Source organism: Sphaerisporangium aureirubrum (assembly GCF_042658925.1).
GTDB lineage: Bacteria > Actinomycetota > Actinomycetes > Streptosporangiales > Streptosporangiaceae > Sphaerisporangium > Sphaerisporangium aureirubrum.
In genome coordinates this window covers 210,230-235,162 of the sequence record NZ_JBHSRF010000003.1, presented here as the reverse complement: position 1 = coordinate 235,162, position 24,933 = coordinate 210,230, and the positions used below count along the sequence as shown (strand labels likewise).

The following is a 24,933-nucleotide window of genomic DNA, read 5'->3' as shown; positions in this document are numbered from 1 at the left end:
AGGCCCGGACGGCTAGGGCGCGGGCGGGGGCACCCAGCCGGGGCCGCCGACGTGCTTGTGCTCGCCGGTGCGGCGGGCCAGCTCCTCCAGCAGGCGCAGGGCGTCGTCGAGGTCGACGCTCTGCGCGAAGCAGCTCAGCACCGGGGCGCGGTCCGGGCTCTCGGCCAGGGCCTCCAGCATGACGGCGGTGACGTGCTCGTCCCTGGAGCGGCGGGCGGAGTAGCGGAACGCCTTGCGCTCGGCGGTGCGGCTCAGCAGCCCCTTTTTCACGAGGCGCTCGGCCACCGTCTGGACTGTTGTGTAGGCCAGCAGTTTGTCGGCGTCGGCGTTGAGCATCCCCTGGAGCTCACGCACGAGCATCGGCCGCGTGGAATCCCAGAGCACCTCCATGATGGCGCGCTCTAAAGATCCCAGATTATGCACTCTCATATTGTCCCTCAGGCGTCCCTATCGCGACTAGTTAAGCTGAGCATCGCCCGAGTTTGCGGTAGTAATGGATATTTCATCGCCTCTGAGGGTGAATATCCCATAATAAGGTGCTTTCAGGCGATTTCCCGCCGCCTCCGGCGGCGTAGCGTCCAGGCGGCCAGCACCCCGCCGATCAAGCCGAACAGGTGCCCCTGCCAGGAGATTCCCGGTTGCCCGGGCAGCACTCCCTCGATCAGGGAGTAATACAGCGCGGCCACGACGACCCCGAGCACGATGTCCAACAGATGCCGGTCGAACAACCCCCGAGTCACGACATATCCGAAATAGCCGAAGACCAGTCCACTGGCCCCCACGGTCAACCCCGGAGGGCTGAAGAACCAGACCCCGAGACCGCTGACGACGATGACGATCAGGCTGGCCGCCGCGAACCGGCCGACCCCCCGCAGCGCGGCCAGGAACCCGAGAATGGCCAGCGGCACGGTGTTGGCCATCAGGTGGGCGAATCCGGCGTGCAGGAACGGCGCCGCGAATATCCCCGGCAGGCCGCGCACCTCATGCGAAATGATGCCGTATTGGTCCAGGTGCAGGGCCAGCACGTAGTCGGCGATCTCCAGCGCCCACTCGATCACGATCAGCAGCATGATCACGAACACCGCGCCGAGCGCCCCGGTGAGCAGGCCGACCACGCGCCTCTTGACCCGATCGCCGGAGGATCGTCCGGCCGGCGCGAGCCGGGTGGCGTAGTCGCCCATGGTTCTCCTTCGTAACGGGCCATCGCCCCGTCGGCCCATTGGAACGTGCTTTGCCCCCCTTTTACCGTACGCGATGGGTGTTTAACCTGTGTTCCGGGCGGAACGGGAAAAGGCGCATGCCGACCGGGCCGGCACGCGCCTCGTGCGCACCGGGCGGCGGGGCCGCCCGGCCGTGTTCACTCTCCCGCCCACCTCGGGGCACGCTTCTCCGCGAACGCCGCGGCACCCTCCATGGCGTCCTTGGAACCGAACACCGAGTTCACGATGGAGGCCTGCTTGGCGAACATCTCGGCCTGCGACCAGTCCGCCGACTCGGTGACCAGCCGCTTGGTCGCCAGCAGCGCCAGCGGCGCGTTGGCCGCGATCTTCCCCGCGATCTCCTTGGCCGCCGCGAGCGCCTCACCGGCCGGGGTCACGCGGTTCACCAGCCCGAGCTCGTACAGCCGTCCCGCCGGGTAGTGGTCGCCGGTCAGGGCGATCTCCATGGCGATGTGGTACGGGATGCGGCGCGGCAGTCGCAGCACGCCGCCCGCCGCGGCCACCAGCCCGCGCTTGGGCTCCGGCAGGCCGAACTTGGCCTCCTCGGACGCCACCACGATGTCGCAGGACAACACCAGCTCGAAGCCGCCCGCCAGGGCGTACCCCTCGACGGCCGCGACGACCGGCTTCTTCGGCGGGGCCTCGGTGATGCCGCCGAACCCGCGGCCCTCCACGTGCGGGAAGTCGCCGGTGAGGAAGCCCTTCAGGTCCATCCCGGCGGAGAACGTGCCGCCCGCGCCGGTCAGGACGTACGCGGCGACGTCCTTGCGCTCCTCCAGTTCGTCCAGCGCCGCCACGACGCCGCGCGCCACCGTGCCGTTGATGGCGTTCTTCACCCGCGGACGGTTGATGGTGATGACGGCGATGCCGCCCTCCACCTCGACGAGAACCTCGTCAGACACCGGTGTACCTCCGTTCGATCGGTTCGGCCTGGCTCACTTGGGCTGGAAGCGGATGCCGCCGTCGAAGCGGATGACCTCGCCGTTCATGTAGTCGTTCTCGATCAGGGCGCGCACCAGGTGCCCGAACTCGGACGCGCGGCCCATCCGCTTGGGGAACGGCACCGGCGCCGAAAGCTTGGCCTTGAACTCTTCGGCCTGGGGGCCGCTGCCGTAGATCGGGGTGTCGATGATGCCGGGGCAGATCGTGAGCACCCGGACGCCGATCGCCGCGAGGTCGCGGGCCGCGGGCAGGGTCATGCCGATGATGCCGCCCTTGGACGCCGAGTAGGCGATCTGGCCGGTCTGGCCCTCGATGCCGGCCACTGAGGCGGTGTTGACGACGACGCCGCGGGCGCCGTCCGCGTCGGCGGGCTCGGTCTTCGCCATGGCCGCCGCGCCGATGCGCATGAGGTTGAAGGTGCCGATCAGGTTGACGTCGATCACCTTGCGGTAGCTGGCCAGGTCGTGCGGCGAGCCGTCCCGCCCCACCGTGCGGGACGCCCAGCCGATGCCCGCGCTGTTGACCACCGCGCGAAGGGGCTTGCCGGTCGCCACGGCGGCGTCCACGGCCGCCTGCACCGAGGCCTCGTCGGAGACGTCCGTGTGCACGAAGACGCCACCGAGTTCGTCGGCCAGAGCCTTGCCGCGTTCGGTGTTCAGATCGGCGATCACGACGGTGGCGCCGATGCCCGCCAGCTCGCGCACCGTGGCCTCACCGAGCCCGCTGGCGCCGCCTGAGATGATTGCTGCTGCTCCGTTCAGGTCCATAGCCTGGACCCTAACGTGCCAACCGAACGAAGTTCTACTGGGAGTGGCTCAAATCTCCGCCGAGACCGCGGCCGCGACGTCCGGGTAGACCTTGATGCGGCGGTCCAGCCCGGTGGTGCGCAGGATGCGGGCCACCGGGGCCTGTGGCGCGGCCAGCGAGACGCCGCCGCCCTCACCCGTCGCCAGGCGCCAGGCCTCGATCAGCACCGACAGACCGCTTGAGTCCATGAAGGACAGCTCGCCCAGGTCGAGGACCAGTTTACTGCTGTCCTTCTTGATCGCGTCGCGCACCTCGTCGCGCAGGAACGGCGCGGTGAACAAATCAAGCTCGCCCTCGACAGCGACGACGACGGCGTCCCCGAACGCGCGCCGCGCGAGCCGCAGCTTCATGTGGAACCTCCTCGCGGGCCCACTTTACTTCGCCTACACCGTGCCAGAGGTCACCCAACCATAAGATCGTGTGTTCCACCACACGGTGGCGGCGTGGCGCTTGACTGGCGAGGGTCAAGACCGGCCGACCGGCACGGAGAAGCCGAACGGCAACTCCAGGCGGTGCGCGGCCAGCAGGGCCGGGTCGGCCAGGATGTCGCGGGTCGGGGCGTCCGCCGCGATCACCCCGCCGGAGAGGATCAGCGAGCGGTCGCACAGCTCCAGGGCGTACGGAAGGTCGTGGGTCACCATCAGCACCGTCACGTCCAGGGAACGCAGGGTCTCGGCCAGCTCGCGCCGGGCCGCCGGATCCAGGTTGGACGACGGCTCGTCCAGCACGAGGATCTCCGGCTCCATCGCCAGCACCGTGGCCACCGCCACCCGGCGGCGCTGCCCGAACGACAGGTGGTGCGGCGGACGGTCGATCACCTCGGGCAGGCCGACCCGCTCCAGCGCCGCGCGCACCCGCCGGTCCAGCTCCTCGCCGCGCAGGCCGAGGTTGGCCGGGCCGAACGCGACGTCCTCGCGGACCGTCGGCATGAACAGCTGGTCGTCGGGATCCTGGAACACCAGGCCCACGCGCCGCCTGATCTCCCGCAGCGTGTCCGCGCGCACCGGGAGGCCCGCGACCTCTACCGTGCCGTGCCCGGCCGTCAGGATGCCGTTCAGGTGCATGACGAGGGTCGTCTTGCCGGCGCCGTTCGGACCGAGCAGCGCGACCCGCTCGCCCCTGGCGATGGTCAGGTCCACACCGAACAGCGCCTGGGTGCCGTCGGGGTAGGCGTACGCCAGCTCGGTGACGCGCAGGGAGGGCGGGGTCATCGGGCGCTCCGGGAGAGTAGGGCTCGTGTCACAGCAGGCTCCACGAGAGTAGGGCCACGGCCAGGGCGGCGGCCGGGAGGGCGGCGGCGGCGCGCCAGTCGCGGGCCGTGGCCCGCAGGTCGTGGATCACCGGCATCTCGCCCGTGTAGCCGCGGCTCAGCATCGCCAGGTGGACGCGCTCGCCGCGCTCGTAGGAGCGGATGAACAACGCGCCCGCCGAACGGGCCAGCACCGGCGCCTGGCGCAGGTCCCTGGCGACGAAGCCACGCGACTCCCTGGCGACCCGCATGCGGCGGGCCTCGGCCAGGATCACGTCCAGGTAGCGCAGCATGAACATGGCGATCTGCACCAGCAGCTGGGGCAGCCGCAGCCGCTGGGCGCCGAGCAGCAGCATGCGGGGCTCGGTGGTGGCGGCGAGCAGGATGCTCGCCGCGACGCCGAGGGTCGCCTTGGCGAGGATGTTCCACGCGGCCCACAGCCCCGCCACGCTCAGGGAGACGCCGAGCACCTGCGTCCGCTCGCCGAGCCCGATGAACGGCAACGCCACCGCGAACAACACGAACGGCACCTCGATCGCCATGCGGCGCAACACGAACCCCGCCGGGATCCTGGCGGTGCCCGCCACCACGCCGAGCAGTACGGCATACGCCGCGAACGCCCCGAAGGCCTCACGCGGCGTCGCGACCACCACCACTGCGAACACGGCGACGGCCACCAGCTTGCACTGCGGCGGCAGCCGATGCACCACCGTATCCTCCTGCCGAAACAACCGATGGTGATGCCCGCCCCCCATCAGCCCCCACCCCTCATCAGGCCCCACTCCCTCATCAGACCCGCTCCCCCATCAGACCCTGGCCCTCATCCGGCATCAGACCCTGGCCCTCATCCGGCCCCGCACCCCATCAGACCCCGGCCCGCTCGGCGGCCCGCCCCCGCCGCCGCACCGTCATGAAGATCGCGCCCCCCGCCACGACAGTGATGGCGACCCCCGCCACCCCCGCCAGCCCGACCGCCAGCCGCTCGTTCCCGACCCCCCGCACCCCGTAGTCCGCCAACGGCGAGTCCCCCAGCGGATGATCCCGCTCCTGCGCATTGAGCCCCTTGTCCCCCGCGACCTTCTCCAGCCCGTCCGGACTACTGGACGCATAGAACGAAACGAACCCCGCCAGCAGCAGCGCCACCAACGCACCACCGACCAGAATCGGCCGCAGACCGCGCGCAGGGGCGTTCCCGGTAGACCCCGCCTGGGGAGAGCCGGTCGGCACGGCCCTGGAGGAGCCGGCCGGCACGGCCTGGGAAGAACCGGTGGTCGCGGCCTGAGGAGAGCCGCTGACCGTAATCTGGGGAGAATCGGTGACCGCCGCGGCCTGAGGGGAACCGCTGAGCGTGAGCTGGGACGAACCGGTGGGTGCGACCTTGACCGGGCCGCCTGCGGTCCGCAGGACCAGCGGGGCGGTCAGGCCGCGGGCGCCGTAGACCAGGTCCGGGCGTACGGCCAGGACGCTGCTGACCGTTAGGGCGGTGATCAGGCCCTCTCCCAGGCCGATCAGGACGTGCACCCCACCCATGGCCGCCGCCACCGCCCCCACGTCGATGGGCGCGGTGCCGCCGATCCAGAACAGGCCGGTGAAGACGAGCGCCGCCGTGGGAACGGAGACCGCGGCGCCGACGAACGCGGCCACCGGCACCACCGTCCGGCGCGGCGCGGCCCGCAGGATCAGCCGGAACACCGCCCACCCGACGGCCGCGGTCACGATGGCCATCAAGGTGATGTTCACCCCCAGCGCCGTCAACCCGCCGTCGGCGAAGAAGAACCCCTGCACCAGGAGCACCACCGCCACGCACAACACAGCCGTGTACGGCCCCACCAGCACCGCCGCCAGAGTCCCACCGAGCAGATGCCCGGTGGTCCCCGCCGCGACCGGAAAGTTCAACATCTGCACCGCGAACACGAACGCCGCGACCAGCCCCGCCATCGGCGCCGTCCGATCGTCCAACTCCCGCCTGGCTCCACGCAGACAGACGGCGACCCCCGCCGCCGCGACCACCCCGGCCGCGACCGACACCGTCGCCGTGAAGAAACCATCAGGTACGTGCACGGGACCCCTCCGATAGCCGATTACCCGCAACTCTAGGCCATCCGTTAGTAGTTGCAAATAAGTGGCATTAAGCGTTTCCGCACCGTACACCTCCCCCCACCTCCCAAACCACCCCGGCCCCCACCCCTCCCGGTACCCCCCGACCCCATACCGGCCCGGCGTCATCCAGTCCCGAACGAGCCGACGTGACCCCGGCCCCCACCAGTCCCATGACCCGACCCCACCGGTCCGGTATCTCTCGGCGCCCACCGGGCGTATACCGGCACCGGTACGGCGGGACGTGGTACGGCGAATCCGGCGCCGTTGTACGGCGAGGAACTCGACAGAGGTCGCCGCTCGAGGAATAGCCGACGTCAAAGGACCGAAGACATCAAACCCGCTCCGGCCGGGTTGAGGGGCCCACCCGTTGTCGACACCCACCATGCCGACCACAGCCCACCCGATCCACGGATAATCCACCACCACACCTGGACGCCACCCCCACGAGGCGTGGGCACCCCGATGGTCCCGGTGCCCCCCCGGAGCCCTGTCGCCCACGGCTCGCCGCCTTACCGCCCGTCGGTCCCTCTTACCGGCGGGAGGCGGTACGGCGAACCCGGCGCCGTTGTACGGCGAGGAACTCGACAGAGGTCGCCGCTCGAGGAATAGCCGACGTCAAAGGACCGAAGACATCAAACCCGCTCCGGCCGGGTTGAGGGGCCCACCCGTTGTCGACACCCACCATGCCGACCACAGCCCACCCGATCCACGGGTAATCCACCACCACACGTGGACGCCACCCCCACGAGACGCCACCCCCACGAGGGGTGGGCACCCCGATGGTCCCGATGGCCCTCCGGGAGCCCTGGCGCAGGAGGGGGCGTGATTCACCAGTGAATCGGCTGCCGCCTGGGGTGCGTACACTCGGCGCAGTTACTTAATGCGATGCTAACAATACTAAGCGGGTATTTCCTATCGCATTCCCCGCTCGTCAAGCGGACAATATACGGGTGTGACCCTCCAGTTCAGACGGTGGATCTGGATCGCGCTCCTGCTGTTCAGTCTTGGTATCGCGGCGCTGACCGCGATCATCACGGTTGTCGGGCTCGACAAGGCCGACCAGCTGGCCAGTGTGATCAGTGCGCTCACCGGGCTGGTCGCGTTGGGTGTGGCGATCCGGTCGATATCGCCCGCCAGACAGGGGGATGCCGATCGGCCCGAGTCCGGTGATCGGCACATCAAGATCGCCATCGCAGCCGTGGCGGCGACAGTCGTCGGTGCGATCGTCGCCGGCACGTTCGTCTTCCTGACCATTCAGCAGGCGTCCACGCTCATCCCGGTCGACATGACCCAGGCGGACGCCTTCGTCCCCGAGCCCGCCGACCCCCATACCCCCGGCCGCGATGTACGGCCCGCGTCGATCGACGGTGCTCCGGAACCTGGTCAGAACGTCGACGGCAGCCGCGAGGGCGCATACGCCACCACCAAGCACGGCGTGGCGTGCGACGTGGGGAAGCTGGTCGCGTACCTGACCGATCCACGGCACGTGGCGCAGGCCCAGACGTGGGCCAGGGTGCATCGGATCCAGCCCGGCCAGATCCGGTCCTACCTCGGCCGGCTGACGCCGGTACGCCTGCGCATGGACGTACGCGTCACCAACTACGACTACAAGGACGGCGAGGCGACCCCGTACCAGGCCGTCCTCCAGGCCGGTACGGCGGTGCTTGTCGACGACCGGGGGGTGCCACGGGTGAAGTGCAACTGCGGGAACCCGCTGGCTGAGCCGCAAGGCGCCGCGAGCGCCTCCGACAATGTCAGAAAATACGCGCGCAATCCGGAAGCCGCCTGGAGCTCTTTCACCCCGAGAAGGGTCGCCACGATCACCGCAGGCAAGAAGGTCAAGCGCTTCACTTTGATCGACCTCGACGACGGCAAGCTCTACCAGCGTAAAGTCGGCTTCACCGGCAAGAAGGACACTCCCGTCCGTGCCACCGACTCCACGTGCGCGAGCCTGCGCCAGTCCACGAGCTGCGGCGGGCCAGGGCCCCAGGTGACGCCGGAGGACGAGGCCGCGCTGGAGGCAACGGTACGCCAGATCACCAGCGCGGTGGAGAACGGCGACTGCGCCCCGCTGTACGACGCCCTCACCTCGGGTTCGACGAGAAAGCTGGGGGTGTCCAGGGCCGCGTTCATAGCCAAATGCCAGGCGGGTGAGGACCAGCTTCGATCGCTCGGTGCCAGGACCGTCATCGACGACGTCAGGGTGGTCGAGCAGCGCGGCGCCCAGGCGATCGTCGCGTTCAGCGGGACCGTGACCATCTCAGGTGAAGGGGGCGCCCCCCGATCGCAGCGCTTCTCCGACGAGCGGCGGCGCCTGATCCGGGAGAACGGCAACTGGAAGATCGAGTTACCCGATCAGATCATCAACGCCCTCAGGACGGCCTTCGGCTCCTGACCAGGCGCGCCCCGACGCCGAACACGTCTCCCGGCATCCGCCACCGAGGCGTTCGCTGGTCCGGCGCGCTGACCGGATCAAGACGCGTCCAACCTGGCCGCCGGACTCGGCGCCGAAGGCCATAATCCATGCCTATGCCCTCGGGTCAGTGCCGGGCGCGGCCGGTGACAAGAGCGCGTAGGCGGTCGGCGGCGCCGACGAGTGAGCCGGTGACCTTGAGGAGGCCGGGGTTGAGCGGGGTGTGCGGGTGGGGCCGTGTCGCCGTACCGCCTCCCGCCGCCCCGGCGCCGGTAAGAGGGACCGACGGGCGGTAAGGCGGCGAGCCGTGGGCGACAGGGCTCCGGGGGGCACCGGGACCATCGGGGTGCCCACGCCTCGTGGGGGTGGCGTCCAGGTGTGGTGGTGGATTACCCGTGGATCGGGTGGGCTGTGGTCGGCATGGTGGGTGTCGACAACGGGTGGGCCCCTCAACCCCGGCCGGAGCGGGTTTGAAGGCATGCGGAACGGACGCGGATGAGTGAGGAAAGACGTGAATGGGGGGCGGGTGGGGGTTAGCGGACGAGGCGGAGGGAGTCTCGGACTACGGAGCGGGGGCCTTGGGAGAGGACGGAGACTATTAGTTTGCGGCGGAGCTTGGAGGCTCGGGTGGAGGCGGTCCAGCGGTGGGGGCCGCGCCACCAGGTTGTGCTGGGGGTGAGGGTGGTGTCGGCTACCTGGACGGGGTAGCGGATGGGGGGGCCGCCGAGGTTGAGTTCGAGGGTGGCCTCCCAGGTGCCGGGGGCGTCCAGGGGGGCGGCGGCGGTGAAGCGGGTCTCGTTGAGGCAGGTGGCGGGGACGCGGCGTTCGTGGCCGGAGGAGCGCTCGCGCCAGATCAGGTGACGGGCGCGGCGGGCGGCGGGGCAGCCGGGGCCGACGGTGACGGTGCCCTCGATGGTCAGCAGGCCCTTGGCGCCCCAGGAGGCCCGGGTGAGCCGGACGACGCCGGGGACGGGGGCGAGCCGGCCGCCGATGTCGATGCTGAGGTTGCCGTGCACGCGGGTGAAGTACGGCACGGCGACCGCGGACGACAACCAGGGGCCGGGGGCCTCCACCCCGGGCACGCGGTCGGCGCCGAAGCGGGCGACCCGGCGCACCCCTTCGCAGGCGAGCACGACGTACACGTCCCAGACCCCGGGTGGCAGGCGGGACACCCGCACCGTGCCGGCGAACACGTCGGCCACGGAGGTCACCGGGACGCGGCGCTCGGCGGAGGTGAAGCGCTCGCGTAGCAGCAGGCCGACCGTGACGCCGTTCCACGAGTCGGTCAGCGCGGCCGTCCCGGACACCTCCAGCCGGTCGCCCGCCCATTCCAGCCCCGTGAGCCGCCGCCGCAGCCCGGCGGCCTCCACCCGGGCGATCCGCAGCAGCCGGTCGACGTCGCCGGCGCAGGCCACCCGTAACCGGTCGATGGGCCGCAGACGGTCCAGCGTGCCCTCGGTGAGCCACGCCGCGCACATGGCGGCCACCTCGCGGGCGATGGCCCGCCGGGTGGGCGGGTCGGCCGCCAGGAACGGCGCGCCGAGCTGGGCCAGGATGTCGAAGCGGAAGTGCCGGCGCAGCAGGTGGTCGCGCAGCGGGCCTGGCGGCACGTGGCGGGTCATCAGCTCGATCGGGGTGTGGACCATGCGCAGCCAGGCCAGCGGGTGGCGGCTGTTCGGCTCCTGCATGATGCTGCCGCCGTCCGGCCGGGAGACCAGGTGGTAGCAGTCGTGGTCGGCGACCACCGAGATCGTCTCGGCGTGGCAGTAGGCGTGCACCGAGAAGACCATGTCCTCGCCCACCCGCAGGGACTCGTCGAACACGATGTGGTGGCGGGTGAGCATCTCGCGGCGGAACAGTTTGAAGCAGGTGAGCGCGTTGTAGACGGTCGTCTCGCCCAGGGGGGCGTTGTCGCGGTTCTCCTGGAACATGGACGTGGGCACCTTGCGGCCGTGCCCGATCATCTTGCCGAGCACGATGTCGGAGCCGTTGCGCTCGGCCATGGCGACCATGCGCCACAGGGCTTCGGGGCCGAGGTGGTCGTCGGCGTCGCAGAAGAAGACATAGCGGCCGGTGGCGTGTGCGAGCGCCCGGTTGCGCGGACGGCCGGGGCCTCCCGAAGCGGCCTGATGCAAGACCCGTATTTCCGTAAATTTCGCCGCGTAGTCGGCGAGAAGCTCCCGGCTGCCGTCGGTGGACCCGTCGTCCACCACGATGATCTCCTTGCTGACGGCCTGAGCCAGCAGCGAGGTGAGGCACCGGTCGAGGTAAGGGCGGCAGTTGTGGACGGGCACCACGATGCTCACGTCGACACGCCGGTTACTTTCCGCGTTCATTGCTATTCATTATGTGACCGCTGACCCTGACACCGGAGGTCAATCAGGTCCTTGACACGGGGTCAGGCACGTGCGTATTCGCCGCCCGGGGGCTTATTACCTTTTTGCGAGGGTAACGAGTTCGCAACGGAGGTGATGGAGGATGGCAACCCCGACGCGAGAGACGGGACTGGACATCCGCGCGTGGCACGAGGGGCCGTGCGTGGTCGTCGGCATCGTCGGCGAGCTCGACATGAACGCGGTCCCCCGGCTGCGCGCCGAACTCGATGGTGCGATGGAGGGGCAACGGCCGCCCCACCTGGTGCTCGACCTGACCGGCACGACCTTCTGCGACTCCCTGGGCCTTGGACTACTGGTCGGCACGCTGACCAGGGTGCGGGACGCGGGCGGACGGCTGGGCCTGGTGGTGGCGGACGGAATGATCTCCCGGCTGCTCGCCATAACGAATCTCGATCATCACTTCGAGACCTTCCCGGCCACGCAGGACGCGGTGGAGGCCATCGGCTCGCCGGGTGGGCGGATGAGGTGAGATCCGGCGCCTCGGCTCTCCGTCGCCGCCGTACGCCGGAGATCTGAAGGGGGACGGGCACGACCGGCGCGGGGAGCCGGGGTGGCGCCGTGCGCATGGGGACCTGGGCCGACGATCGGCGATGGCGCGGGGAAAAGGAAGCTGTTACGCTCGGATGTTGGCCTGCCTAAACCGGCGGCGCGTACAACCCTCCGAGAAGGATTATACCATTCCGATGACGCCTCGTAAACCCTCCTCCGCCCGCGCCGAGGCACTGCGCATCGAACAGCACTACGTCTCCATGGTGTACGACCGGCTCGACGCCGCCCGCGAGCGCGCGGCCTCGGCGCTGCGCGCGGAACACGGCCGCGGCGGCCCCGGTGGCACCCACCAGGCCCGCCTGGAACGCGACGTCTCCTCCGCCGAGCACGCCCGCCGCGTCGCCCAGCTCGCCGGCGTGGAACGCGGGCTCTGCTTCGGCCGCGTCGACGACGGGGACGGCGAGACGTACTACATCGGCAGGACCGGGCTCCGCGACGCCGGCAACGAACTCGTCCTGATCGACTGGCGCGCCCCCGCCGCCCGCCCCTTCTACACCGCGACGCCGAGCGACCCCGGGCCGCTGGTCCGCCGCCGTCACCTGCACACCCGCGGCCGCACCGTCGTCGACCTGGACGACGAGGTGTTCGACCTCGCCAGGATCAGCGAGCCCGACCGCCGCACGCTGGTCGGCGAGGCCGCGCTCATGGCGGCGCTGCGCCGGGGCCGTACCGGCCGGATGGGCGACGTGGTGGCCACCATCCAGGCCGAGCAGGACCAGGTCATCAGGTCCGGGCTCGGCGGGGCGCTCGTCGTCCAGGGCGGCCCCGGCACCGGCAAGACCGTCGCCGCGCTGCACCGCGCCGCGTACCTGCTCTACGCGCACCGCGACACCCTGGCCCGGCGCGGCGTGCTCGTCATCGGGCCGAACGCCGTGTTCCTGCGCTACATCGGCCAGGTGCTGCCGTCCCTCGGGGAGACCGACGTGGTGCTGACCACCGTGGGCGAGATGTACCCCGGCGTGCGGGCCACCGCGGCGGACCCTCCCGAGACGGCCGTGGTCAAGGGCGACCCGCGGATGACCGACGTGGTCGCGGCGGCGGTGCGGGGCCGGCAGCGCGTGCCGGACGGCGACCTGGAGGTCCTCATCGACCTGCGGACGTCGATCCGCGGCGGCGTCGAGGTCGTCGTCGAACGCATGGCGCTCGGCGTGGACCACGCCGCCTGCGTCCGGGCCCGCGACCGTGCGCGTGCCGTGCGCGGCCCGCACAACGTCGCCCGCAAGCTGTTCGCCGACACCATGCTCACCGCCCTCGCCCGCGACGAGGCCCGCAGGCTCGACCTGCCGCCGCTCGACGCCGAGGACCTGCGGTACGCCCGCGCCGCGCTGTGGGCCCAGCCGTCCGTCCGGCGGGCCCTGGACGAGCTGTGGCCGCCGCTGACCCCCGAGCGGCTGATCGCCGACCTGCTCACCGACCCGGCCCTCCTGTACCCGGCCGCCGCCTCCGGTCCGCTGCGCGAGGAGGAGATCCAGGCGCTGCTGCGGCCGCCGGGCGCGCCGTGGACCCCCGGCGACGTCCCCCTGCTGGACGAGGCCGCCGAGCTGCTCGGCGAGGACGACGCGGCGGGACGGGCCGCGGCCAGGGACGCCGTCCGGGCGCGGCGCGAGGCCGAGTTGTACGCCGGGGAGGTGCTCACGATCACCGGGGTGGCCGAGACGACGCTCGTCGAGGTCGACGAGCTGGCCGACCGCAACGCCTACGACGGCGAGGCGCTCACCACCGCCGACCGGGCGGCCAGGGACCGGCGGTGGTCGTACGGGCACGTGATCGTGGACGAGGCGCAGGAGCTGTCGGCGATGGCCTGGCGCATGGTCATGCGGCGGATCCCCGCGCGTTCGCTGACCGTGGTGGGGGACATCGCGCAGACCGGTTCGGCGGCGGGCGCGCGCTCGTGGGGCGAGATGCTCGACCCGTACGTCAAGGGCCGCTGGCGCGAGGCCCGCCTGCTGGTCAACTACCGCACCCCCGCCCAGATCATGGCCGTCGCCACCGACGTGCTGCGTTCCGTCGCCCCCGCCGAGGAGCCCCCCATCTCGGTCCGGGACGGCGCCGCGCCGCCCCGCGCCCTGCGCGTCCCCGGCGCCGGCCTGCCCTCGGTGCTCCCGCCGCTGGTCGAGGCCGAGCTCACCGCGATCGGCGACGGCCGCCTGGCCGTCCTCACCCCCGACGCCCGCCACCGCGAGATCGCCGTCCTCCTCCCCGGGGCGGCCTCCACCCTCAGCCCGGACGCCCTCGACTCCCCCGCCGTCGTGCTGACCGTCACCCAGGCCAAGGGCCTGGAGTTCGACTCGGTGATCGTCGTCGCCCCCGAGCAGATCCTCACCCAGTCCCCCAAGGGTCCCCAGGATCTCTACGTGGCGCTGACCCGCCCCACCCAGCGCCTCACCGTCCTCCACGAGACCCCGCTGCCGCCCCATCCCCTGTCCCCGGAGCACTTCACGGACTGACGCCGGGCCCTTCCGCGTCCCGGACCAGCAGCGCGGCCTGGACGCGGTTGGCGCAGTCCAGTTTGGCGAGGACGCGGCTGACGTAGGTCTTGATGGTGGTCTCGCTCATGTGGAGGCGAACGCCGATCTCGGCGTTGGACAGGCCCTCGGCGACCAGCGCGACGACCTCGGACTCGCGGCCGGTGAGGGCCGCGAGGCGCCGCCGGGCCTCCTGGCGGCGCCTTCCCGTCTCGGGGCGGACCATGCCGAGGACCAGCCTGGTGACGGCCGGGGACAGGTAGGCCTCGCCGGCGTGGGCGGAGCGGACGGCGCGGATCAGCTCCTCGGGGGCGCAGTTCTTCAGGACGAAACCGGCGACGCCGCCGCCGAGGGCGCGCAGCACGTTGGTCTCGGCGCCGAACGCGGTCAGCACCACGAACCGCGTCACCGACCCCCGGCCGCGCAGGTGCTCGATCGCGGTCAGCCCGTCCATGCCGGGCATGCTGATGTCCAGCAGCGCCACGTCCACGCGCCGCCCGAGCACCGTCTCGACCGCCGCCCGCCCGTCCTCCGCCTCGCCCACGACCTCCACGTCCGGCGCCGTCTCCAGCACCGCCCGGACCCCGGCCCTGATCAGCGCGTCGTCGTCCGCGATCAGCACCCGGATCACCCGGGGCCGCCCATCGGGCCCGAGATGAGGGCCAGGGCGGCGACGGTGACGGCGAGCGCGGCGACCCAGATGCGGTTGGCGACGGCGGCGCTCGCGCGGGCGGCGTCGGTGATGTGGCTCTCGTGCTCGGCCTCGTGCTCCGGCTCCAGGGTCGCCGGCAGCATGGCGACGAGCCGGAACTCCCCCGCGGCGCGGGTGACGTGCAGCATGCCGCCCGCCAGCCGGACGCGCTCGGTCAGCCCGATCAGGCCGTATCCCACGCCTTCCGGGCCCGGGGGCAGCGGGTTGGCCAGGGTGAGCAGCAGGGCGTCGGTCTCCCAGTGCAGGGTCATCGTGACCGGTTCGCCGGGGGCGTGCTTGGCCGCGTTGGTCAGCCCTTCCTCGGCCACCCGGTACGCGGCCTGCGCCACGGCGGACGGCACCTCGACCGGCTCCCCGGAGGAGCGCACCGTCAGCGGCACCCCCGCGGCGCGGAAGCCCGCCGCCAGCTCGTCGATGCCGTCCAGCGCCCCGTCCCGGGGGACCGCCTCCGGGCTGCGCAGCGTGCCCACCAGCTCGTGCAGCTCGTCCATGGCGGTGCGCGCGGTGCCGGCCAGGCGCCGTACCGCCTCCTGGTGCGGACCGGGCAGGTCCGCCACCTCCAGCGCCGCCGCCTGCACCGAGATGAGGCCGAGCCGGTGCCCGAGCGAGTCGTGCACGTCCCTGGCGATGCGCAGCCGTTCCCGCAGCCGTTCCCGCTCGGCCAGCAGCCGCCGTTCCCTGCGCAGCCGCCGCTCCCGGTCGTCCAGCGCCGCCCGCAGGTTCCGCCGCTGCGCGACGCTGCGCCCGACCACGGCGGGCAGCGCCACGAACACGACGTACGTCCCCACCACCCCACCGGTGGGCGTCGCCGCCATCCACACCTGCGCCCCGAAAGCCGCGACCACCCCCGCCACCAGCACGGTCACCCCGCGCCGCGAGGAGACCCGCGCGCCCGCCTGATACCCCGCCCACACGAGCAACGCGTTCGCCGGCCCACCGGCCGCGACGCCCAGCGCCGCCAGAAACCCCGCCACCGGCACCCGCCGCACCACCACGGCCACCACCGCCACCGCCAGGAGCCGCATCACCACCACCCACCACGGCTCACTCCCCGCCACCCGGTACAGCACGAAGCCATCCACGGCGACGACCACCACAGGACCCGCCAAAGCCCGCCACATGCCCCCAAGGCTAGGTCGCCCCCGGAATGAAACCGCAAGGGGTGATCCCTGCGGGGCTGTCAACGTTCGCCGGCCGGATCGTCGACTTTCGGGGACAGCCCCGGCACGGGTGCGGCGTCTAGCGTCGGGCGGCGTGATCGAAGTACGGGAACTCACCAAGACGTTCGGGAAGACGGTCGCCGTCGATCGGCTGTCCTTCACCGTCCGGCCGGGGCGTGTCACGGGGTTCCTCGGGCCGAACGGCGCGGGGAAGTCGACGACGATGCGGCTGATGCTGGGGCTGGAGCGGGCCACGGGCGGGTCCGCGCTGATCGACGGGCGGGCCTATCGGGAGCTCGGGGAGCCTCTGCGGCGGGTGGGGGCGCTGCTGGACGCGGGGAACGCGCACAAGGGGCGGTCGGCGTACCACCATCTGCTGTGGCTGGCGCGCAGCAACCGCATCCCGGCTTCGCGGGTGAAGGCGGTGCTGGAGATGGTGGGGCTGGCGGGGGTCGCGCGCAAGCGGTGCGGGACGTTCTCGCTGGGCATGGCGCAGCGGCTCGGCATCGCGGCGGCGTTCCTCGGCGATCCGCCGGTGCTGCTGCTGGACGAGCCGGTGAACGGGCTGGATCCCGAGGGGGTGCTCTGGCTGCGCACGCTGGTGAAGGATCTGGCGGCGGAGGGGCGGACGGTGCTGGTGTCCAGTCATCTGATGAGCGAGATGGCGCTCACGGCGGACCATCTCATCGTGATCGGGCGGGGACGGCTGCTGGCCGACACCGGCATGGCCGAGTTCGTGGAGAACAGCCGGGCGACGTCCCTGGAGGAGGCGTTCCTGCGCATCACGGCGCAGGCGTCCGAGCACCGGGCGCAGCAGCCGGGGGAGGCGGGCCGATGACGACGGGGGCCATGTCTTTCCGCGCGGTCGTCGCCGCGGAACTGATCAAGATCCGGACGGTGCGGGCCACGTACTGGACGCTGCTGCTCACCCCGGTCGTCAGCGCGGGCCTCGGCTATCTGATCGGGCTCTCCGCCAACTCGGCGATGTCCGCCGGACGGAGGCTCGGCCCCTTCGACCCGGGGTTCATCACCTTCTACGGCATCCTGCTCGGGCAGATCCCTCTGGTGGTCTTCATGGTCCTGCTGGTGGGCGGGGAGTACTCCAGCGGGACGATCAACGCCTCGCTGGCGGCCGTGCCGAGGCGGGGGTTGTTCTACGGCGGCAAGATCGCCGCCGTGGCGCTGGTCGCGTTCCCGGTGTCCCTGGTCACCACGGCGGCGATCTTCGTAAGCGCCCAGATCGGTCTCGGCCCACACCACGTCACGCTCGCCACAGACGGCATGGCGCGGGCGGCCGTCGGCGCCTGCCTGTACCTGACGCTGATCGGCTTGCTGGCGGCGGGCGTGACCGCGACGCTGCGCAGCTCGGTCATCTCGCTCGGCGTGCTGCTGCCGCTGCTGTTCCTCGGCTCGCAGGGCCTGGGCAACGCCCCGGGGATCAACGTCGTCGCCCAGTACCTCCCGGACCAGGCGGGCAGCCTGATCATCTACACCTTGCCGCTCACCGGTAACTTCGCCCGCTCGTACGGCGCGTGGACGGGCGTCGCGATCCTCGCCGCCTGGGCGGCGGCCGCACTGGTCGCCGGCCTCGTGGCCACGCGGCGCCGATAGGGGTCCCGCGTCGTCAGGCGCCCGCCTCGCCGACGAACTGGGGTGGCTCGTGCTCGATCGCGAGGTCCGGGCACTCGTCCTGGAGTCGCTCCACCTCGGTGAACGGGATCTGCGGAGGCAGGCGGACGACCTCCAGGCCGGGCAGCAGGGTGAGCGCGGAGACGTCCCGCAGGTACCGGCACCTGGAGAGGCGGAGCACGCGCAGGCCGGTCAGCGACTCGGCGAAGTCGAGGTCGCCGAGGCCCGAGCCGCTGAGGTCCAGTTCCTCAAGGGCCGTGAGGCCCTCGATTCCTTCGCCCGTGGTCAGCGCGGAGCAGTCCGTCAGCTCCAGGACGCGCAGGCGCTTCGCGCCGGACAGCGGGTGGAGGTCCCGCAGGTGCTTCAGCTCGGACGCCCGCAGCATCCGCAGGTCGGTCAGGGTGCCGGTGAAGTCGAGGTGGTCGATCCCGCACCGCAGCAGCGTGAGGGTCTGGAGTCTCTCCAGACCGGCGATCTCGGGTGCGGCGGTGAGCTTGCGGCAGCCGTCCAGGCGAAGCACCCGCAGCTCGGCCAGGTTCCCGAGCGCCGCCCCTGAGGTGAGGCTGAGGTTGCCCGCCAGGTACAGCTCGCGCAGCCACGGCAGGCCCGCGAGCGGGGTGAGGTCGGTGAGCTGCGGGTTCCCGGACAGGTTCAGGCGGCGCAGGCCGGTGAGGGCCTCGACGCCGTGCAGGGTGTGCAGGCCGGGGCAGGAGCCGGCGTGCAGCTCGTGCAACCCGTCCAGCCGCCGCCAGTGGTGCAGGTCCGGCAACCGTTCCACCGCCTCCAGCCGGACCCGTGTCAGGCGCGTCAAGCGGCCCGCGGCGAGGAACGCCTGGGGGGAGGACACCCGGACGACCTGGCGGGACAGGTCCATGTGGGTGAGCACGCGGTCCACGTAGTCCTCGGCGTCGAAGTACCGCCAGTCCTCGACGATCTCCTGGGCGACCTCGGCGGCGTGCGGGACGCGGCTGTAGGCGGAGATGACGTCGAGGGCCTTCATCCCGCCGATCAGCGCGGCGGTGCGGACGCACGCCGCGACGGTCAGCGGGTCCCGGTCCGCGTACTGGTCGAGCGCGTACAGCAGCCCCTCCCCGCCGTGCGCGACGGCCTCCGCCTCGGTGAACGTGCGGGGCGGCAGGATCCGCGCCAGCCGCAGCGTCACCTCGGCGACCACCTCGGGCGCCACCCGCACGGCGGCGTTGACGCACTCGGCCAGCAGCAGGATGAGGGGACGCGGGTCGGCGGCCGTGTCGATCCAGCGGATCATCGCCTGGAGCAGGCGGTCGGCCGCCGGTTTGGACAGCGACCCGGCCGCGAACGAGATGACCCGGTGCCACTGGGGCGAACCGATGTGCCGGGTCAGCTCCTGGAACGACTCGGTGATGACGTAGTCCTCGGCCGCGAGGTACTCCTGGAAGCTGCGGTGCGCGAAGTCCGCCTCGCTCCGTGAGACCTGGCGGAACACGACGCTGCGGGCGAGCAATTGGTCGAGCGCCTCCCGCGCGGTCAGGTTGATGTGCCGCGCGTCCCGCAGCGCGACCTCCACCACCTCCACCGCGGACAGCTCCGCCGCCACGTCCTCCCCCGCGCTCGACCGGCCGCGCGCACCGGCGCCCGTGCGGGTGGCGGCCGGGGGCTTGACGGCGTCGGCCGGGCTGATGCCGATGACGACGGCCGACCGGTCGGTCATGTGCCGGGCGACCGACTGCAGCAGGGAGAGCTTCTCCTTCTGCGTCATGTCGCCCAGCAGGGCCTTGCGCTCCATGTCCCTGGCGTGGACCAGCGTGCCGACGACCCCCTTGTACAGCTCGCTGCGGCTCTGCGGCCCGCTGGCGGAGAGCTTGTAGGCGTAGAACGCGCACAACATGGCGCACAGCAGCGGCGTCTCCGCCAGCTCGCGCAGCGCCGCGCGGCGCTCGAGGTCCGTCAGGAGGCGGCGCTTGGAGTCCACGTAGTCGGCGTGCAGCGCCGGGTCGGTGTTCTTGAGCAGCGCCACGAACCACGCGTCGACGCAGCGCCGGATGTCGGCGTGGTCCATCGGCTGCAACTGGAGGTGCGTGAAGCCGTCGCGCACGAACCGTTGCCGGTCCACGCCCTCCAGCCGGGAGGTGACGATGATGTCGGAGCGCGGTGAGGCGTCCATGAGCTTGCGGATCCAGATCTCCGCGTCCCTGCGGTGCAGCGCGGACAGTTCGTCGAACCCGTCCAGCAGGATGAGCGCCCTGCCCGACTCCAGCCGCCGGCTGATCCAGTCTCCCGGCATGGAGCGGATCCGGTACTTGGCCGCCGCGATCAGGTCTTCCTCGACCGGGTCGACCGTGGCCGGCCCGCGGAAGACGTTCCGCAGCTGCACGACGAACGGCACCCTGCCGTTCCAGCGCCGCAACACCGGGGGCAGCCGCCGCCGCGCGCACATGATGGCCAGCCACTGCATGGCCGTCGTCTTCCCCGACCCCGCCGTCCCGGTGAGCAGGATCCGCGCCCCCGCCCCCGGCGGGCAGACCCGCGCGAGCGCGGCGTCCACCCGGGCGGTGAACGGCCCCTGCCACGCGACCTGCGCACTCTCCGGGATCTCCCGCCCGAGGGGCCCCACGGGCGCCGTCGTCCCCGACGTGGTGAGCGTGATGTACGCGATGTCCACCGGCTGCTGCCGCAGTTCCCGTGGCACGTTCAGCCCGAACAGCTCGCAGTCCTTGTACGTGCTGACGACGTCATGCAGATAGTCGTCCTCGAACCGCTCGTGCTCGTCCTCGGTCCCCGCCCGGTGCCGCGGCAGCGCCAGCGTGTCCAGGCTCCGTTCGAGCAGTTCGAGCACCCGCCGCGAGATCTGCGCGTTGTGCTCGAGCAGCTCGTCCCGGAACTCCGGCAGATCCCGCACGAGCTGAACGACCGACCGGCAACTCTCCAACAGATAGAGCCGCCCATAGGAGACCCCCGCCTCCGACACCCCCGCCTCCCGCCACAACCGCGCGGCCACCCCCTCCACCCGCCCCACGAGCACACCCTCACTGAGCCCGCTCCCCACCACCTCGGCCTTACTGAGCCGCACCTCCTGAAGCGCCCCCATCACCCCCGCGATGGCCGCCTCCTTCTCCCCCGCCTCCACCCCCCGCGAGAAGAGCGCCCCCTCAGCCTCCGAAAGCTTCCCCGCCAGCACATCCGCCGCATCCAGCAACCGCCGATGCAGATAGTTCTCCTCCCGCCGAGACCCCCTCCGCCCCCGAATGATCCGCGCGACCTCCGCCAGCCCCTCCACCCGCGTAGCCACATCCGGCAACAACACCTTGAACACCGCCGTGATAACGGCAGCCGCCAGCTCTCCCTGCGCGTCGTCCTCGTTGACCACGGCGCCACCCTCACTCGGCAAAAACAGCAATTGACCGCTTATATCACCTCCGCACCTGAATGGTCACGGAGCGAGACGGCCGAGAGAGGGTGCGCGCCGGCGGTGTCCCGGTCAGCCGAAGGCGCGGCGCAGGCGGGGGATGCGGCGGAGGAGTAGTAGGTCCAGGAGGAGGACGGTGGCCATGGTGATTCCTGCCAGGGGGAACAGCAGGCCCAGTGTGGCCATGATGGCGAGGACGCCGTAGGCGGTGCGGCGGTCGGTGGGGCGGGTGGGGGCGGCTAGGCGGCCTTGGGGGCGGCGTTTCCACCACATCCAGGTGCCGGTTACTACGAGGGTGAGGACGGCCAGGCAGGCGGTGAGCATTACCAGGAGGTTGAGGGGGCCGTAGCGGCGGCCCTCGTGGAGGGCTATGCCTTGTTCCACGGCTTTGGCCAGTACGCCGTACTCCTGCCAGCCGAAGGAGACTAGGACGCGGGCGCTGTACTGGTCCACGTGCACGGTCCGGGAGGCGGAGGGGTCGGTGCGGGGGGAGGCGATGACGGTGTAGACGCCGCCTCGGTCCTTGGGGAGCAGTACTTTCACGTCGCAGTCGGTGGGGCGGCAGTCGCGCAGGACGGGGCGGGCGGACTCCAGCGCGCGTTCGACGGGGACGGCGCCGGGGTGCAGGACGCCGGTGGTCGTGCCGTGGGCGCCGTGGCCGTCGGTGGAGGAGGGGACGGGGAGGCGTTCGGCGGACCAGGGGACCTTGGCGTCGGGGTCGGTGGACAGGTCGCCGGAGAGCGGGGGGACGGCCGAGGTGTTCGGGAAGGCGTCGGCGCTGGGGGTGGTGGAGCCGGTCCGGTCCTGGAGGCGCTGGAACAGGTCGCCCCAGACTCCGGACCAGGGGAGGCCGGAGACGATGAGGAACACGATCACGGTGCCGGCGCCGATGCCGGTGAGGGAGTGGACCCGGCGCAGCCGGGGGCGGCCCGGACGGGCGCCGCGGCGGCGGGCGGGGCCGCGCCACCAGAGATAGGTGCCGGTGGAGGCCAGGATCAGGGCCCAGCACGCGGCGGTCTCCACGATGCGGTCGCCGGCCGTGCCCGCGAGCAGTTCGCCGTGGACGGTGCGGACGACGCGCATGAAGGTGGCCGAGTCGTCGATCTGGCCGAGGACCTTCAGGGTGCCGGGGTGGACGTAGACCGAGATTCCCTGTGCCCACGGGCCGGACTCGGCGCCGGCGAGGATCACCCTGGTGGAGCGGTCTGGGGCGGTGGGCGGGATCACCGTCATCACGGGTGCGCCCGGCCGGGCCGACCGCGCCGCGTCGATCTGGCGCGACAGGGGCTGCGCGGCGGTGACCGGGGCGGCGAGGGTGCGCACGTCGCGGTACCGCCACTCCTCGAACGGCTCCTTGAACAGGTAGATGGACCCGGTGACGGCGAGCACCACCAGAATGGGCGCGACGAACAGTCCCGCGTAGAAGTGCCAGCGCCATACGGCGCGATAACGCTGCGACGCGCCGTTGGGGGCAGGGGGGACCGGCCCGGTCTCCGGGCGTACTTCGACGGACGTCATTGAATTCTCCGTTGGGGAGACACGCGTGCACGAGGCATGCGTGTGAAACGCGACAGGAAAGGCGTCAGACCAGAGGAAAGGGCATGACGGAATGACCGCGCGGCGGCGGTTGAATCAATTCACGGCTGTAATGGGGCGCGGCGGAGAAGAAAGGCGCCCGGTCAGGACAGCGGTGAGAGCGTCGGCGGTCCCCTGCCGGACAGCACCGAGGCCAGAATGCGTTTCTTGCCGGCGGTCACCCGCGACGTGGCGGCGCGCGGGCCCCGGCGGCCCGCCTCCGGCTCGCGCAGGAGCACGAAACCCAGCAGATGCCGCAGGTCGAGCAGCGTGTGCCCGAGCAGCCGCAACAGAGTGGCGAGCACCACTTCGCCGCGTTCGAGCCACCAGCCGGACAGCGCGGCCACCAGCCCGTGCGCCACGAGCATCGCCAGCGGGGGCGTCAGGCCGCCGTCCGCGTGGTGCGCGTCCGCGAGGGGGGACGTCGCCCCGGCCCCGAGAATGTGGTGCATGCCGTACTGCGCCGCGAAACAGGCCACCAGCAGCGTGCCGAATCCCCGCTGCCGCCCGGTGAGCGCGAATCCGACGGCGCCGGTGAAAAGGGCCGCCGCGACGACGACCTCCGGCCGTACGAACGCCCCGCCGGCCAAAACGTGCATGCACAGCGAAACCGTCACGCACACCACGGCGAAAACAATCGCCCGCGAAAGGCGAATCACCGGATGGCTGACGGTCATCCTCACGATCCCAATGTTGACATGACCCCTACCCGGCGCAATTCCCCCGCGCCGGTCCTTTTCGCCGGGTGACCGGCACGACGGGTGCCGCGCGGCCCAGGCCACCCTCCGGTACGGCCTCTCACGAGCGGAGATACGGCCGCCGTGCCCGGACGGTTCGACCGCGTCCGTCCGGGCACGCGCCCCGGAAGTCCGGCACGCCGGGTGAAATGTTCAGTCCACCGGGCTCTCCTCACCCGGCCGCGCGTCCGTGGGGGTCCCGCCGCCGTCCGGGGCCGGGAGGTGCGCCACGACGCACGGCCCGACCGGGCCGTTCACCACATAGGCGGCGAGCTGCCACACGACCCGTGGCCGCACCGGCCCCGAGGCCCGGCCGTCGCTCTCGGCGAACTCCATCACCAGGGTCTGTCCCTCGCGGAGGTACCGGGGCTCGATGTCCCATCCCCCGTCCCGGATGGTGATCAGCTTCGCGGACTCGGGGTTCCGCCAGTCCCGCCGGAAGTCGCCGTTGTCCGACTCCCGCTGGATGTCGCTACCGACGATCTCCCCCCTGCCCGGTTCGCACCGCCACCCGGGTTTGGTGTAGGTGACGTCGGCGGCCACCCCCATGTCGCGCAGGTCCTGTTCCAGCCGGTCGGCGTCCCTGAACTCGTGCAGTTCCAGCCTGATCGTGCCGTCGGGATTCTTCGTCACCGCGTACGCGGGGCTCCCCGCCCCGGTCACCAGCGGCAGCACGACCGCCGCCGCCGCGGCCAGCCCGCCCGCCGCCGCCCCCGCGACCAGGCGGCGGCCGGACCGCCGGCGCCGTTCGGCGCGCGCGGCGAACTCCTCCTTGAGCTCCACCAGGATCTGCTCCTCGAACGTCATCCCGCCATCCCTTCCATGACCAGCGGGAGCCCCCGCAACGTGCGCCGTGCGCGGTGCAACCGCACCTTCGCGGTCCCCTGCCGGATGCCGAGCGCCACCGCCGCCTCGGCGACCGTGAGCTGGTCGACGACCACCAGTTCCAGCACGGCGCGCTCCCCCTCGGGCAGGTCGGCCAGGGCCGCGAGGACCTCCCTGGCCGCCCGCCCCGCGTCGATGCGCTCCTCCAGCCGGACGAGGTCGTCGGCGTCCAGCACCCGCCGCCCGCCCAGCCGGCTCGCCAGCCGGCCCTCCTTGAACGCCCGCCGCCGTTCGGCGGAGAGCGTGTTGCGCGCCACCCCGTACAACCACGCGATCTCGGTGCCGAGGCCCGGCCGGTAGGTGTGCGCGGAGTCGAGCACCGCCATGAACACCTCGGCCACCAGGTCGGCGACCGTGTGCGGGTCGTCGACGCGCCGCGCGATGAACCTGGTGACCGCGTCGACGTGACGCCGGTAGAAGGCTTCGAACGCCGCGGGGTCCCGGGCGATCCCCGCCTGTTTGCGACGCACGGGCATCGCTCCCTTCCTCGGGTGACACCCATGCTTGGTCGCGGACCCCGGGGAAGGTTACAAGCGCTGGTGGAAGGGACTGGATCGGCGGGGGATCTCGCCGAAGGCGCTCCACGCGGAGCCGAGGCCGGTGTAGGCGCTCGGCGCGAGGGATGCCACCGGAAGCGAGGTAGCGTCCCCTTCTTACGCGCCACGGCCTCCGCGTGCCAGGCTGAGAAACCCGACCGGCACTGGTGGAG

Annotated in this window: 20 protein-coding genes and 1 pseudogene; 5 read left to right on the top strand and 16 right to left on the bottom strand. The window is 71.7% G+C overall.

Translation table 11 applies throughout. The features are described from left to right. Positions 1-12: 12 nt before the first annotated feature. The 8 genes from ACFP1K_RS03800 to ACFP1K_RS03765 form a co-directional block, all read right to left on the bottom strand. Positions 13-429 carry a BlaI/MecI/CopY family transcriptional regulator gene (locus tag ACFP1K_RS03800; RefSeq protein ID WP_380747042.1) on the bottom strand — a complete coding sequence of 139 codons (417 nt, stop codon included), beginning with the start codon at positions 427-429 and terminating at the stop codon, positions 13-15. Between the two features lie 113 nt (positions 430-542). Continuing rightward, complete coding sequence (locus tag ACFP1K_RS03795; protein WP_380747041.1) at positions 543-1,181, bottom strand: rhomboid family intramembrane serine protease; 639 nt, start codon at positions 1,179-1,181, stop codon at positions 543-545. Positions 1,182-1,357: 176 nt separating this feature from the next. Continuing rightward, entirely contained in the window at positions 1,358-2,122 is a 765-nt protein-coding gene (locus ACFP1K_RS03790) for a crotonase/enoyl-CoA hydratase family protein (RefSeq protein WP_380747040.1), read from the bottom strand. Positions 2,123-2,155: 33 nt separating this feature from the next. After that, positions 2,156-2,929, bottom strand: coding sequence for an SDR family NAD(P)-dependent oxidoreductase (locus ACFP1K_RS03785; RefSeq protein ID WP_380747039.1), 774 nt, complete (start codon positions 2,927-2,929; stop codon positions 2,156-2,158). A 48-nt stretch (positions 2,930-2,977) separates the two neighbouring features. After that, positions 2,978-3,319 carry an STAS domain-containing protein gene (locus tag ACFP1K_RS03780; protein ID WP_380747038.1) on the bottom strand — a complete coding sequence of 114 codons (342 nt, stop codon included), beginning with the start codon at positions 3,317-3,319 and terminating at the stop codon, positions 2,978-2,980. A gap of 114 nt (positions 3,320-3,433) precedes the next feature. Next, complete coding sequence (locus ACFP1K_RS03775) at positions 3,434-4,180, bottom strand: energy-coupling factor ABC transporter ATP-binding protein (RefSeq protein WP_380747037.1); 747 nt, start codon at positions 4,178-4,180, stop codon at positions 3,434-3,436. Between the two features lie 28 nt (positions 4,181-4,208). Continuing rightward, a complete protein-coding gene (gene cbiQ / locus ACFP1K_RS03770; protein ID WP_380747036.1) occupies positions 4,209-4,928 on the bottom strand; it encodes a cobalt ECF transporter T component CbiQ in 720 nt (239 codons plus the stop codon). A 154-nt stretch (positions 4,929-5,082) separates the two neighbouring features. Continuing rightward, positions 5,083-6,279 carry an energy-coupling factor ABC transporter permease gene (locus tag ACFP1K_RS03765; RefSeq protein ID WP_380747035.1) on the bottom strand — a complete coding sequence of 399 codons (1,197 nt, stop codon included), beginning with the start codon at positions 6,277-6,279 and terminating at the stop codon, positions 5,083-5,085. Between the two features lie 991 nt (positions 6,280-7,270). Between ACFP1K_RS03765 and ACFP1K_RS03760 the strand changes: the two genes are divergently transcribed. Continuing rightward, positions 7,271-8,713, top strand: a complete 1,443-nt coding sequence (locus tag ACFP1K_RS03760; protein ID WP_380747034.1) for a DUF6777 domain-containing protein — start codon at positions 7,271-7,273, stop codon at positions 8,711-8,713. A 551-nt stretch (positions 8,714-9,264) separates the two neighbouring features. Here ACFP1K_RS03760 and ACFP1K_RS03755 read toward each other — a convergent pair. Next, positions 9,265-11,067: a glycosyltransferase family 2 protein gene (locus ACFP1K_RS03755; RefSeq protein WP_380747033.1), complete on the bottom strand. Its 1,803-nt coding sequence runs from the start codon at positions 11,065-11,067 to the stop codon at positions 9,265-9,267. Positions 11,068-11,209: 142 nt separating this feature from the next. Between ACFP1K_RS03755 and ACFP1K_RS03750 the strand changes: the two genes are divergently transcribed. Both ACFP1K_RS03750 and ACFP1K_RS03745 read left to right on the top strand, forming a co-directional pair. Beyond that, the gene (locus ACFP1K_RS03750) at positions 11,210-11,596 is read left to right on the top strand and encodes an STAS domain-containing protein (protein WP_380747032.1); all 387 of its coding nucleotides are present in this window, start codon (positions 11,210-11,212) and stop codon (positions 11,594-11,596) included. Between the two features lie 214 nt (positions 11,597-11,810). Continuing rightward, entirely contained in the window at positions 11,811-14,123 is a 2,313-nt protein-coding gene (locus ACFP1K_RS03745; RefSeq protein ID WP_380747031.1) for a HelD family protein, read from the top strand. Here the strand turns inward: ACFP1K_RS03745 and ACFP1K_RS03740 are convergent. Both ACFP1K_RS03740 and ACFP1K_RS03735 read right to left on the bottom strand, forming a co-directional pair. Continuing rightward, positions 14,113-14,763, bottom strand: a complete 651-nt coding sequence (locus ACFP1K_RS03740; RefSeq protein WP_380747030.1) for a response regulator — start codon at positions 14,761-14,763, stop codon at positions 14,113-14,115. The genes ACFP1K_RS03745 and ACFP1K_RS03740 overlap by 11 nt on opposite strands. A gap of 5 nt (positions 14,764-14,768) precedes the next feature. Beyond that, positions 14,769-15,974 carry a sensor histidine kinase gene (locus tag ACFP1K_RS03735; protein ID WP_380747029.1) on the bottom strand — a complete coding sequence of 402 codons (1,206 nt, stop codon included), beginning with the start codon at positions 15,972-15,974 and terminating at the stop codon, positions 14,769-14,771. Positions 15,975-16,107: 133 nt separating this feature from the next. Here ACFP1K_RS03735 and ACFP1K_RS03730 point away from each other — a divergent pair. Together ACFP1K_RS03730 and ACFP1K_RS03725 are read left to right on the top strand one after the other, a co-directional pair. Then, positions 16,108-16,773, top strand: a pseudogene (locus ACFP1K_RS03730) (ATP-binding cassette domain-containing protein); the annotation flags it as partial. Positions 16,774-16,847: 74 nt separating this feature from the next. Then, entirely contained in the window at positions 16,848-17,624 is a 777-nt protein-coding gene (locus ACFP1K_RS03725) for a hypothetical protein (RefSeq protein WP_380747028.1), read from the top strand. A gap of 13 nt (positions 17,625-17,637) precedes the next feature. Here ACFP1K_RS03725 and ACFP1K_RS03720 read toward each other — a convergent pair whose 3' ends face one another. From ACFP1K_RS03720 to ACFP1K_RS03700, 5 genes are all read right to left on the bottom strand, one after another. Beyond that, positions 17,638-20,988, bottom strand: coding sequence for an NACHT domain-containing protein (locus ACFP1K_RS03720; RefSeq protein ID WP_380747027.1), 3,351 nt, complete (start codon positions 20,986-20,988; stop codon positions 17,638-17,640). A 111-nt stretch (positions 20,989-21,099) separates the two neighbouring features. Further along, positions 21,100-22,545, bottom strand: a complete 1,446-nt coding sequence (locus tag ACFP1K_RS03715; protein ID WP_380747026.1) for a PepSY-associated TM helix domain-containing protein — start codon at positions 22,543-22,545, stop codon at positions 21,100-21,102. A 161-nt stretch (positions 22,546-22,706) separates the two neighbouring features. Continuing rightward, entirely contained in the window at positions 22,707-23,201 is a 495-nt protein-coding gene (locus ACFP1K_RS03710; protein ID WP_380747025.1) for a hypothetical protein, read from the bottom strand. 291 nt (positions 23,202-23,492) lie between these two features. Then, positions 23,493-24,146, bottom strand: coding sequence for a hypothetical protein (locus ACFP1K_RS03705; protein ID WP_380747024.1), 654 nt, complete (start codon positions 24,144-24,146; stop codon positions 23,493-23,495). After that, on the bottom strand, positions 24,143-24,700 hold the full coding sequence (locus ACFP1K_RS03700; protein ID WP_380747023.1) for an RNA polymerase sigma factor: 558 nt from the start codon (positions 24,698-24,700) through the stop codon (positions 24,143-24,145). The genes ACFP1K_RS03705 and ACFP1K_RS03700 overlap by 4 nt, the downstream gene beginning before the upstream one ends. Positions 24,701-24,933 lie beyond the last annotated feature (233 nt).